The organism is Treponema sp., assembly GCF_045641405.1.
Classification (GTDB): domain Bacteria; phylum Spirochaetota; class Spirochaetia; order Treponematales; family Treponemataceae; genus Treponema_D.
Genome location: NZ_JAZUGX010000075.1, coordinates 112,599 through 124,565, shown reverse-complemented (window position 1 = coordinate 124,565; position 11,967 = coordinate 112,599). Strand labels below are relative to the sequence as shown.

12 protein-coding genes are annotated in these 11,967 nt (G+C 43.8%); all 12 read right to left on the bottom strand.

Translation table 11 applies throughout. The features are described 5' to 3' along the window. Positions 1 to 171 precede the first annotated feature (171 nt). On the bottom strand, positions 172 to 858 hold the full coding sequence (gene tsaB, locus ACKI39_RS12460; protein WP_407400948.1) for a tRNA (adenosine(37)-N6)-threonylcarbamoyltransferase complex dimerization subunit type 1 TsaB: 687 nt from the start codon (positions 856 to 858) through the stop codon (positions 172 to 174). 1 nt (position 859) lies between these two features. Further along, the gene (gene tsaE, locus ACKI39_RS12455; protein WP_407400947.1) at positions 860 to 1,303 is read right to left on the bottom strand and encodes a tRNA (adenosine(37)-N6)-threonylcarbamoyltransferase complex ATPase subunit type 1 TsaE; all 444 of its coding nucleotides are present in this window, start codon (positions 1,301 to 1,303) and stop codon (positions 860 to 862) included. 95 nt (positions 1,304 to 1,398) lie between these two features. After that, positions 1,399 to 1,668, bottom strand: coding sequence for a hypothetical protein (locus ACKI39_RS12450; RefSeq protein ID WP_407400946.1), 270 nt, complete (start codon positions 1,666 to 1,668; stop codon positions 1,399 to 1,401). 22 nt (positions 1,669 to 1,690) lie between these two features. After that, complete coding sequence (locus ACKI39_RS12445) at positions 1,691 to 2,773, bottom strand: PilZ domain-containing protein (protein ID WP_407400945.1); 1,083 nt, start codon at positions 2,771 to 2,773, stop codon at positions 1,691 to 1,693. 18 nt (positions 2,774 to 2,791) lie between these two features. Next, positions 2,792 to 3,388: a hypothetical protein gene (locus ACKI39_RS12440; RefSeq protein WP_407400944.1), complete on the bottom strand. Its 597-nt coding sequence runs from the start codon at positions 3,386 to 3,388 to the stop codon at positions 2,792 to 2,794. A gap of 68 nt (positions 3,389 to 3,456) precedes the next feature. Next, the gene (gene fliD, locus ACKI39_RS12435; protein WP_407400943.1) at positions 3,457 to 5,565 is read right to left on the bottom strand and encodes a flagellar filament capping protein FliD; all 2,109 of its coding nucleotides are present in this window, start codon (positions 5,563 to 5,565) and stop codon (positions 3,457 to 3,459) included. Positions 5,566 to 5,609: 44 nt separating this feature from the next. Next, on the bottom strand, positions 5,610 to 5,987 hold the full coding sequence (locus ACKI39_RS12430) for a flagellar protein FlaG (RefSeq protein ID WP_407400942.1): 378 nt from the start codon (positions 5,985 to 5,987) through the stop codon (positions 5,610 to 5,612). Between the two features lie 150 nt (positions 5,988 to 6,137). Beyond that, the gene (locus tag ACKI39_RS12425) at positions 6,138 to 6,992 is read right to left on the bottom strand and encodes a flagellin N-terminal helical domain-containing protein (protein ID WP_407400941.1); all 855 of its coding nucleotides are present in this window, start codon (positions 6,990 to 6,992) and stop codon (positions 6,138 to 6,140) included. A gap of 377 nt (positions 6,993 to 7,369) precedes the next feature. Further along, positions 7,370 to 8,230 carry a flagellin N-terminal helical domain-containing protein gene (locus tag ACKI39_RS12420; protein WP_407400940.1) on the bottom strand — a complete coding sequence of 287 codons (861 nt, stop codon included), beginning with the start codon at positions 8,228 to 8,230 and terminating at the stop codon, positions 7,370 to 7,372. 293 nt (positions 8,231 to 8,523) lie between these two features. Then, positions 8,524 to 10,350 carry a methyl-accepting chemotaxis protein gene (locus tag ACKI39_RS12415; protein WP_407400939.1) on the bottom strand — a complete coding sequence of 609 codons (1,827 nt, stop codon included), beginning with the start codon at positions 10,348 to 10,350 and terminating at the stop codon, positions 8,524 to 8,526. Further along, a complete protein-coding gene (gene rdgB, locus ACKI39_RS12410) occupies positions 10,347 to 10,982 on the bottom strand; it encodes an RdgB/HAM1 family non-canonical purine NTP pyrophosphatase (RefSeq protein ID WP_407400938.1) in 636 nt (211 codons plus the stop codon). The genes ACKI39_RS12415 and rdgB overlap by 4 nt, the downstream gene beginning before the upstream one ends. A 43-nt stretch (positions 10,983 to 11,025) precedes the next feature. Beyond that, positions 11,026 to 11,928 carry a hypothetical protein gene (locus ACKI39_RS12405; protein ID WP_407400937.1) on the bottom strand — a complete coding sequence of 301 codons (903 nt, stop codon included), beginning with the start codon at positions 11,926 to 11,928 and terminating at the stop codon, positions 11,026 to 11,028. Between the last annotated feature and the right edge of the window lie 39 nt (positions 11,929 to 11,967).

Genomic DNA, 11,967 nt, shown 5'->3' with positions numbered 1-11,967 from the left:
AGACATTTGACGGAAGCATTTGTTCCAATAGAAGCCCGCACCGTTGGAAACTTCCGTCACACGAACTTTTTACTTCGTAAGAAAGTTCGTGGATGCTGGAAAAAGACATTTGACGGAAGTACTTGCTTTTTTAGAATCCGGAAACTTTAGAAACTTCCGTCACACGAACTTTTATTTTGTTGCCTGCTTCTGTTCAAGGACTATCTCGGCTTCCGATTTCCTTACATAAAGTGGACCGTCGTAGTCCTGCATCGGTTCAACCTTGTCTGCGATCATTTTTTCTGCAATTTCAAAAAGGGATTCCGTGCAGTCTCCCTGGGGATTGAAAGAGTGGACTGAATAAAGTGGTGTGATTTCTGCTGTTCTGTCCGTAAATGTTTTTGCACCTGGACCACAAACCATCACGCAGGATTCTGCATCTATCTGCTTAAGGATTTCTTCAATTTCTTTATCTTCTTCTTCCCTGAGTTTCTCGCCGCGAAGGTAGAAGGCATAAAAAAATTCATCTTCCTTTGCTTCAATTACAGACAGGACAGATTCAACTGCCGATGAGTATGGATGGGCGTAGGCATCAAGTGAAGGAATGCCATAGATAGGAGTTCCGTTTGCAAGATTCAATGCCTTGAGGGCACTGAGTCCAAGTCGGAGTCCCGTAAAAGTTCCAGGTCCTAGGGTAGTGCAGGTGTAGTCAAGCTCTGCAGGTGTAAGGCCGATTTCCTTCATTACAAAATCAATGGCTGGCAGAAGTTTTTCCGACTGCTTGATTCCGATATCGTAGGTTACTTTTACGATGTTTCTGCCGTTCTTTGCTGCGACCGTCATTTTTGAAACTGCACAATCTATTGCCAATGCGTTCATTTTATGCCTCTATGTTTCCGTTGTTCCAGTTCTTGATTTCTATGGTTCTTGTTCCGTCTTCTGAGGGGGTAATCTTCATGAATATGGTTTTCTTTGGAAGTTCAGACTGAACTTTTTCACTCCATTCGATTATGCATACTCCGTTGCCGTAAAGCATGTCCTCGACGCCAAGGTTCACAAAATCTTCCGCACCTTCAAGACGATAGACATCCATATGATAAAGAGGCATCTTTTTTCCGTCATATTCACTTATGAGACAGAAAGTCGGGCTTGTGATGTTGTCCGTGACACCCAAAGATTCTGCAATTCCTTTTGTGATGGTGGTTTTACCAGCGGCAAGAGTTCCTGTCATGGCGATTACGTCACCTTCCTTAAGCAGGGAACCAATTCTGCGCCCAAGTCCGATGGTTTCTTCAGATGTTGCAGTATGAAATAAAAAATCCATATAGAGAGTATACTCCATATGGACTTGTTGTTCAATTTACTGATGGCGTTCCTGATAAAACAGGTTCACGAAGTTTTTACTAAAATGGAACAGCATCAAGTTTCAGGAAGTTTTCCGTCTCTTGCCATGATGTCGATGAATTCCTTGAGTGCCTTGTTCAAAGGTATTACAGGATAGTCTACATTCTTAGGAAGAGGATCCAGGTCGACGTTCCTTATGCCAAGAGGATTCATCTCAACGGTAAAGCTGATTGGAATTTCAATGTGGCTTACAAGGAATTCAATCTTTGCCATTGCCTTATAGTGGTGGATATAGTATATGTAGCCGTCTTCTTTTGTTATAGAATGTAATTCCAATACCTTCATAATTCAATTATAACCCAAAATATCAAGAATAACCGTAAATTACGGAATAAATCTCATTTTTTACATATTGTTCTATGTTTATGAACTGCACGTGAAGTACAAATGTTTTTTTGTCTGGCATCACCTTTGTTGCTACGATTTTTCCCTGTGCTTCATGTTCAGTTGTTTTTTCTGGAAGGTGGAATTGTATATCCAGCATCTGACCTTTAGTGATAGGAAGATTGCAGAAAATCTTGCAGCCAGTTGCTGAAATGTCCATCATGTTGCCTGGATATTTTTTCTGCTGGACTTCAAGGATCGGATTTTCCTTTGTTCCTACATTCTTTATTGCAGAAAAGGTTATGCTTTCGTCCATCGACATACGTTTGGCACCGCGCCTTACAACTGGTTTTATGTGGTTGCTGTTTGCAAGAAGTAGGTATTCCTTGTCGGAATTAGGAAACCTTTCATAACGAATAGCCCTTGTAATTGCATTGAAAGCCTGCCCTGAAGGGAAGGTGAAGGTAATCTTTACCCTGTCCAAAGGATTAGGTTTTTTGCCTTCAACATTTACAAGTTCAGGAAGCTCGATGTAGAATCCTGAATCGATTCTCTTTATGACCTTAAGTTCCCATGGGGAATTGTTCCTGTCGTAGAAAGTGATGCTCTGTTCTGCCTTGATGCCTCTAGTTGAAGACGCCGTAAGTTTTCTGTTGTGGGCATTCTCCAATTTAAATCTAAGGGAAAAAAATACTCCGATTTTTTCATCGTTTCTTGCCTGTTTGGTTGTCATCCTGACATATTCTTCGCGGAACATGTCGTTGAGTTCATTGACCGAACGGTAGAGGTATCTGATGTTTTTTGCCTTGTATCTGCGGCAAATGTGCCAGAGACGTATCTTTTCAGATTGAGTCAGGTTGGCTTCTTTTGCTACATAGTCGACATCTTTAAGCTTTGTTTCCCTGTTCTTCTGTGCTTCAAGCCATTCCTTTGTGTGTGTCCTGGCAATGAATCTGTATATGAAGAGTGCAACTATTGCTGCAAGTACAAGTCCCACAACCACTACGGCTATGAAAATGTAGAGAAAACTCATACCTCTTGCGTCAAGAAGTGAACCTGTATTCATAGGATCTCCAAGGGATGCTTATCCCAATATTGCTCCGATAGATGCTGCGATGGATGAAAGTCTAGGTGCGATTTCGTATTCACAAAGGTCGCCAGAAGTAACTGTGTCCTTTGATTCAAGTGACTGTTCAAAATCTGCTATGATTGGTGCAAATTCCTCAAAGAAATCTGTGATGCTTTTCCCATCGATGATAAGTGAATTGTAGAGTTCAGGGAAAAGCGCACATAAAGTAGCTGTATGGCAGAATTCATCAATGGCGTCGGCAAGAACCGCTATGAGTGTGTTTGCTTCCTTGTCTTTTCCGCTCTGGAGTGCGACAGGGACATCAGCCATTTTGCCAGAAAGCTCTTCAAAACGAGCCTTTGAGGTCTTGAGCCTGTCCAGAAGATTGGCCTTTGAAAGGACGTTGAGCTCGATCTTTGTGTCTTCCTTGATTTCCTGGGCGACAATCGTTTCAAAACTCTCAGCAGGAACTGTTTCTCCGTTCACCTTGATTCCGATGGTCGTCGCTTCATTCTTTGCGGCTTCCTCTTCAAAGGATTTAAGGATATCGCTGATTGTCTTTTCGTTTTCAAGGGTAATATCTATTTTTTCACCGTTAACATAGAATTCCATTGGTATTCTCCCAATAAACAATTTATCACTATATTATCGGCAGTCTGGTCGTGGAATTAAGGGAAAAACTATTTTCTCTGGTTCTGGTTTGCAAAATTCTGGAGTGAATTCTGCTGGCTTTCAAGACTTCCAAGGGAGCCTTCCATCTGGGCGTACTTTCGTTTAAGCTCCGCTTCCTTTCTGTCAAGCTGGGTCTGAAGCCTTGTGATCTTCTGGTTTGAAGACTTGATCTGGGACTCTAGTGAACTTGTCTTTGATGAGATGATGCCACCAGACTGAACCCATGAGGTCAACTGCTTGTCCAGTCTGTAGCCGATTCCATTGTCCACGATAAGGTCTCCGTCGCTGTCGTAGCCAAAAAGATTCTTTATCTGGGAAATGTTTTCAGCCAGAGCTGCATCTAGTTTTTTCTCATCGACTTCAAGGTAGCCTCGCATCTGTGACGGTCTGTATCCGCCGCCTGCATTTCCACTTGCGTTTGTGGATACGCCAAGCTGGGCAAGAAGGGATATTGTTGAATTTGCGTCGTATTTATATGTTCCCGCAACAATCTGCTGCATTGAAGATTTTCCGCTTGTGAGTGACATTTCTCCCTGGAACATTCCTAGGCGTTCCTTCATCTTGTCCTGTTCGTCTGCTGAAAGGTAGTCCAGCTCGCTTATAAGCTCAGGTTTGTTCTGTGAAAGGATGTTCATCTCCGCAATGGTCTGATTGTATTTACCGACGAAAGTGATGATTGCATCCTTTGCACTTTCCGTGTCAGGTTCAACCTTGATTGTGGCAGGTCTATCTGTCTTGTCATGGATATGAAGGGTAAGGTGAGGAACAACATCATCAATGTCGTTTGAAGAGCGTGTCATTGTGATTCCTTCATACTTGATTGTCGCATCCTGTGCCGTTGATATGGCATGTCTTGGCTGAATGCCTGTTGCGTTGGAATCGCTGTAAAGTACAGGAGAAGTCATGGTTATTTCCTTTCCTGTGTTTGCGTTGCGCACGACGAGGGACTTTGCTTCTGGGTAATCCTTGAGTGGAATGCTTACGCTGGTTTTGCCATTTTTTCCCTGCTTAAGGTATTTTCCAGATACTGGAGTTTCCTTTCCTTGTGAATCTTTTATGTAGAATATTTTTTCGTTGGATACAGCTATCGGACTTGGTGGTACTTCTGCAGGTGCCACCTCTCGTTCCGTTTCCTGTGAAGGGGGAAGTGTAGACTCGCTCAGGTTGTTGTAGACAGTGATGCCTTCGTATTCAATCATTCCAGGGGATGGAAGATCCAGAATGTCGACGATTTCGGTGACCGCGGCTTTTCCTGCTGGAGTTATGTCCTTTGTTTCCTTTTCCTTGAAAGTGAATTCAATTTTCCCTGATTTACGGCTATTGTCGTCTGCTGGAATTTCTATTTCATATCCACCACGGGGACCGACAATGATTTCGTTGCTTTTTGCTGTTACCCTTGCTTTTGAAAGCTCTGGGATTCCTTCCTGCGAAAATTCCTGAGTCTTTTCTGGTGTATATAATTTTTCCTGTGAGATTTCAAATGTCTTTTTTTCGGCTTTTGCTTCGCCGATCATATCGATTGCTTTTGCGAATTTCAAAGCTTCATTCTTGAATATAAGGCGATTTTCTTCGCCAGTCTTAAGGCTTTCGATGAGAAGGGATTTTCTGTCTGAGCTGACACCTATTAGACTTGCCTTTATTGTTTCGCCGCCGCGCTTGTTGAGTGCATTTACAAAGTCACCGAGCTTGCCGCCTTTCCACTTGAAGTCCACGGTCTTTTCGCCGACCTGGAATGTGTACTGGCCTTCCTTTACGTTGTAGTCGCTGTCAATGTCTGCGCTTAAAAAACGGTCTGTTGCTGCTGGCTGAATGACTTCAAACTTGAAGGAACCATATTCAGCCTCCCTTCCTGCATCTACAGTAACCGCTGCTTCTTCTGAAGAACTGGTAAGTTTATTGTTGAACGGATTTTCGAATGAATATAAAGTCTTGCAGCTGTCCCGTAGCGTAGACATCTTCTGGTTCATTCCGCGCCAGGCGTCCTGCTGGTTTTTGAAAGTCTCAACCTTTTCCTCTTCACGTTTAAGAGGAACCCTTTCAACATCCATGAGGGCCTTTACGAGATCATTGGTCTTGTATTTGTCGCTTACGCCTGGTATGTTAAGTCCGTCTGCCACTTTATAGGTAACCTCTAAAAACCTCAGTTTTTTTGAGGTTTCCCTTATATCATCTCGTCAAAGAGTACGCCGATGGCATGCTTCATGCGTGCCTGGATTCTCTGTACGTCTTCTGACGGAATCTGACGAATCACTTCGTTTGTTGATGCATTAACTACAGTAACGACAATCTTGTTCAGTTCACTGTTTACATTGAAATGAAGCTTGTGCCCTGTAACCATGTCTGACAACCTCTGCAGTTCTTTTGCCGAAGCCTCAATGTCAGCCTTGCTCTGTTCCATGTTCTGGAGAACTTCAGCTGCCGTTGTCGGCATAGGTGTCTCTACCTCAACTTTTGGGGCAGTTTTGTTTACTGAGAGAGAATTGTAGACGTTGCGGCCATCCGTTGCCATTGTCCCACCAATCGTACTAATTGTATTCATGGACATTTCCTCCTGAAATGATTTTTGAAATAAAAGAGTGGGGAAGGGGGCGCACCCCTCCTCATCTTTTACGCCTGTCGTCAAAAAGAAGACATCCAGAATTCTCTTATTCAACAAGCGGTTTGTTCAGCATAAGCTGAAAGGTCAGAACTACTGGAGAAGAGCCAATACGTTCTGTGACTGGCTGTTAGCCTGTGCAAGCATAGCTGTTCCAGACTGTGTAAGAATTGAGTTCTTTGTGTATTCAACCATTGCAGATGCCATGTCTGTGTCGCGAATTCCTGATTCTGCGCCCTGCATGTTTTCTGCTGCAACAGCGATACCGTTAGAAGCCATTTCGAAACGGTTCTGGTAAGCACCAAGGTCTGCTCTCTGGCGTGATACGTTCTTAAGAGCTGCATCGATAGTACCGATTGTCATGTTAGCAAGGTCAGGTGTAGAGATAGAAATCTGTTCATCTGTTCCCTGTGCTCCCTTAAGTCCAAGAGCTGTAGCTGTCATTGTACCAATGAAAGCCTGAACTCTCTGATCCATATTTGCACCAACCTGGAATGTCATTACATTGTTTGTAGCAGAGTTTTCTGCGAAACGTCCTGTAAGCATGTTCATTCCATTGAACTGAGCCTGGCTTGCAATGCGGTCAACTTCAGCAACAAGCTGAGAAACTTCAACCTGGATCTGCATACGATCTTCATCGCTGTAGATTCCGTTTGCAGACTGAACTGAAAGTTCACGGATGCGCTGGAGAATGTCTGTTGTTTCTCCGAGGTATCCTTCTGTAGCCTGGATAAAAGAAATTCCGTTCTGGATGTTTCTGTTAGCCTGGTTGAGACCACGGATCTGGCTGCGCATCTTTTCAGATACTGCGAGTCCTGAAGCGTCGTCACCTGCGCGGTTGATCTTTTCGCCTGAGCTGAGCTTTTCAAGGTTGCCCATCAACTGAGAGTTTGTAACTCCAAGTGTGCGATTTGCAAACATTGAGCTCATGTTGTGATTAATTACCATAGTATAGTCCTCCATGATTGTGTACATAATGCTTCATGCATTTATGCCTGTCTGTAAGGGCATCTGCTGGTTGTTGCGCCCCCAGCAGAGGTTTTAGTCCCGTTTACAGCAGGAACCGTTACTTATGTTAAGCCTTGTATCATAACTTAAATAACCGTCTATGCTGTCACAAACAAAAACATAGAAAACTATAGATTTCAAAGAACTGCTTTTACCAGGTGTTATCCAGCAAAAACCAAAAGCCATGTCTAAAACCCATGGCAAGCGAAATTGAGCGGAAGATGATGAATAGAATTAGAAGAGTAGGGCTATTCTACCGTCAATCAAGCAAAGGGCTCAGGATGAATCCTGAGTCCTTCACTATCTAGTATAACACACTACTGGAGCAAAGACAAGACGCTCTGTGACTGAGCATTAGCCTGTGCAAGCATAGCTGTTCCAGCCTGAGAGAGTACCTGGTTCTTTGTGAACTCTACCATCTGAGAAGCCATGTCTGTGTCGCGGATTCTTGATTCTGATGCCTGGAGATTTTCTGCGGCGATATCAAGTCCCTTTACAGTGAACTCAAGACGGTTCTGGTATGCACCGAGGTCAGCGCGCTGCTTGTTGATAGCCTTGAGGGCCTCATCAAGTGTTCCGATTGACTGGTTGGCAAGATCAGGTTCCGCAATTGTCATGATTGATTCAGTTCCAACTTCGCGAAGTCCAAGAGCTGCAGCAGACATTGTTCCGATGAATACCTGTGTTCTCTGGTCCATGTTTGCACCGATGTGGAGCCACATAGAAGCAGTAACTGTGTTTTCACCAGTAGGCTGTGCGAAGCGTCCTGTAAGCATGTTCATTCCGTTGAACTGAGCGCAAGATGCAATGCGGTCAACTTCTGCAATGAGGGAAGAAACTTCAACCTGAATCTGCATGCGGTCTTCGTCTGAGTAGATACCGTTAGAAGACTGTACTGCAAGTTCGCGGATGCGCTGTACGATGTCAGTTGTTTCCTGAAGGTAGCCTTCTGTTGTCTGGATGAAGCTGATACCGTTAGCTGCGTTTCTTGAAGCCTGGTTCAAACCGCGGATCTGTGAACGCATCTTTTCAGATACTGCGAGTCCTGAAGCGTCGTCACCTGCGCGATTGATTTTTTCTCCTGAAGAGAGCTTTTCCATATCTTTTGAGTTTGCGAGCTGTGTTACTCCCAACTGACGATTGGAAAACATTGCGGACATGTTGTGGTTGATTACCATAGTTTGTTCCTCCGTGGATATAAATGGTCAAATCCTTTTGACCAGTGTGTAAAAGATTACATCTGTATTACAAGGCTACATCTGCAATCTTTTACGTTGATTCCCCTGACTGCTATCTTCTACGAAGTTGAACAGCCATGGTTCCTCATCCTAGATTTTCGGCAGGAACACTGAAAAACTTTAATGTTTTTTTTGCATTTTTTTAAATTTTTTTGAAAAAGCATAAAAAAGCCCCTAAACCTGAAATTTTCTTCAAGTTTGGGGGCATGTTTGTACAGAAGTTGCTTTGTGAACTATTCCGTCTTATAGCTGTCGACAATCTTTCTTACTGAATCGGCAAGCCTTACGTTGTCCTCAGATTTTACGAGTGCCTGCTCAGCATAACCCTTCATCGTGTTGAGGTTGTCGGTTGCTTCCCTTGACTTTGAAAGGATTTCATCTGCTTCAGCACGGAGGTTTGCGATCTGTTCCTCAAGAATGTTGTTCTTATGCTTGAGCTGGGCGGAAGAGTCGGAGATTGCCCCAGAAGAAGCTCCCAAAAGGTCCATCATCTCGCGGATCTTGTCTGATTCCTGGTTTTGCTGGACGATCTTTTCCTTGACTGACTGGATTGAAGCATCCATGCTTCTGATGCTTGCTTCAAGCTCATCAAAGGATTTTGAGGAATTTGCCGATGCTGTTACGATCTCCTTGATGGAATTCTCGATGTTCTTGACAACTTCCTTGATGGATTTTGTCTGTGCCGCAGAATTTTCAGCAAGGGTTCTGATTTCATTGGCAACGACGCTGAATCCCTGTCCTGCAGTTCCTGCATGGGCGGCTTCGATGGCTGCGTTCATGGCAAGAAGGTTGGTCTGTGAGGAAATCTCTGTGATGATCTTGTTTGCTTCCTCAAGCTTTTTTGCGAATTCCTGGATCACATTGATTTTTTCAGTTACTTCAGCCTGTCGCTGCTTTCCGCTCTGTGATTTGGCTACGATGTTTTCGTATTCTTCAATGATTCCGCTGATCTTGTTGTCTACGGAACTTGCATTTGCGGCAATCTGGGCTACGGAAGCCTGTGAGTTGCGGATTGCGGAAATCTGGTTCTGTGCCTTCTCGTCAAGGAGAATGACGGATTCTACAAAATCCTCTATAGTTCCGTTTGCTTCTGCCGTCAGGTTGTTCTGCTTTTCCGCCTGTGAATAAATTTCATTGATCGATGTGTTTGCCCCGTCGATGAGGGTAAGGGTCTGATGGTTCTGTTCCTTAAGCTCCTCAGAATTGGAGGTGAGGGAAATGACAGTCTTCTTTTCGGTCGTGAGCATTGTCTGGAGCTTGATCATCAGCTTGTTGAACCTGACGCAGAGCTGGAAAAGTTCTCCGCGACCCTTAACGTTAAGTCGGGCTGTAAGGTCACTTTCTCCCTTTGCGATTTCTTCCATTTTTGAAGAAACATAATCAAGTTTCTTGAAGAAGGCTGAGATGTAGAGGAAAAGGAAGACGATACAGGCGATTGATACTATTGAGCAGCAGACAATCATAAGGAATTTTGCCTGATTGAGAATCCTCATTACATTGCCGGTGTCAAAGTCGCAGGCTACGAAACCGATGACCTTTCCACCGTCGCTGATAGGGGCATAGATTGTAATCGCCCATCCCCATCCGCTCTGGTTCACGATGTCTGAAACAACGATGTCGTTTTCTTCCATCACCATATGTGGATATTTCCCGTAACTTGTAAGGTCTTCCGTCGTTCCGATAGGAGAGAAATTGTCCGTGTCAGAAGGCCTTGAGCTTCCGTCAACAACATAAGTGAAGTTGTTTCCTCCTGCAGGAACCATTGTATAGAGGAATTTACATGTAGAATCGTTCTTTATGAGGAAGAGTTCCGAAAAAAGCTCTTCATAGTAAGGGTCCGAGTCATCCATTGACCTAGCAAGCTTTTCAAAGCGTTCAGGATCAATCTTGTACTGTGCTCTTTTTACGACTTTCATTCCCTGGTCGCTGAATACGCGGAGTGCAGTATTCTTTACGGCACGGGTTGATACTACTGTAGTAACGACTGAAAGCAGGGCGATAAAGAACACAACAAGACCTACAATCTTGAAGTTGTACGATTGGTAGAATTTCATTTTCATATAAGATCTCCTGCAAGTTTTTTCATGAGGCGGCTTGCCTTGCCACGGTGAGATATGGCATTTTTTTCATCTGCTGTAAGTTCTGCTGCTGTTTTTCCCTGGTCTGGAAGATAGAACAGTGGATCGTAACCAAAGCCGCCGTTTCCGCGGGCATCAGCAATGTCCGAAAGAATTTCTCCTTCCATGGTTTCCTGGCATACAAAAAGACGGTCAGTTCCCAGGTAAAGCACCATGGCGCAGGTGTAGTGGGCTTTTCTTCCGCCCTTGAAACCTTTCTGTATTGCATCATTGGTCTGCTGGATGATGAATCTGTTCTGTTCTTCCTGGGGAGTCTTGCTTCCGTCTGGCTTTCCCTTCATGAATTCAGGTCCTGCATAGCGGGATGAATAGATTCCTGGTGCTCCGTCCAATGCATCAACACAGATTCCCGAGTCGTCTGCAAGGACTGGACAGTGTACTATTTCCCAAAGTGCCTTTGCTTTGATCAGGCTGTTTTCGTAGAAGGTCGTGCCTGTTTCTTCAGGATCGAATTCAATTCCTTCGTCTTTAGGAATGACTACTGTATGTTCAGGGAAAAGTTCCTGAACCTCTCGTTTCTTGTTGATGTTTCCTGTTGCAAGATATATCTTCATGCTTTTGAATATAACACGACTTTAATGGGTATACAATGCTTTCTCATTTAAAGTTTTGTTTTGCCTCATCTAAAATGACTTTTACTTTCCTTGGCGACATGTTCAGGATTTTTGCGACGGTTTTATTGGATGGAACAAGCAGAGGTGCTGCAGCAGAAAGGTCTTCCACTGCCTTTTCCCATCTTTTTTCAGCCTTTTCAACCTGCTTTTCAAGATATATGTCGGGATAATGATCTTTCATGCAGTTTTCCTTCATGATTCTTTTTTTTCTCTGGAAATAGGCAAAATTCCTCTTGTTCTGAAGTATGGAAATCCTGTCCTTTTTGAATTTAAGGGTATCTTCAGCTTGCTGTACCATCCGATGGAATTCTTCAGCAGGAATCCCCGTGATTTCGGCAGCTATTTCAACCTGATGGTCTGTAATGTTGTTGCAGGATTTAAGTGCCAGTACCTTTATGATCTCCTGAGCCCGTTTTTTTGTTATGACCTTGTTTTTTTCTTTTCGGATGTCCAGGTTTCTCATGGCGTCTTCGGCAAGATCGGGTATGGGTATGAGGTTGTCTGTTGAAGGTTCCTCGATATAGAAATCTTTTTCTTTTGTCGAAAAGTCAAGGGTATCGAAGTTCTCCTCGGTGCACATTCTTTGGCAGCACAGGTTCTTTTCGGCTCGTTCATGGATTTTCTTTCTCCACCAGAAGGCGGTAAGGTTAATCACGCTGTGTAGGTAGGTCTTGAAATCGCTTATGTCGGGGTCGTATTTCCTTAATACTGTTTCAAAGCGGTTTGACATGAATACTATGAAATCAGAGAAGCTGTCGTCGTCAAAGGCGGCAAGTCCGAATTCATATTTCTTTTTGAAAAGCATTTCCAGAAGAAGGTTTACTGCCTTCCTTTCTGAAATCGCTCCTGACTTGTAGTTGGTCCATATTTTAATAGCGTTTTCCATGCTTTTTTGTATGCAAGGAACATGCCAAGTGGTACATGA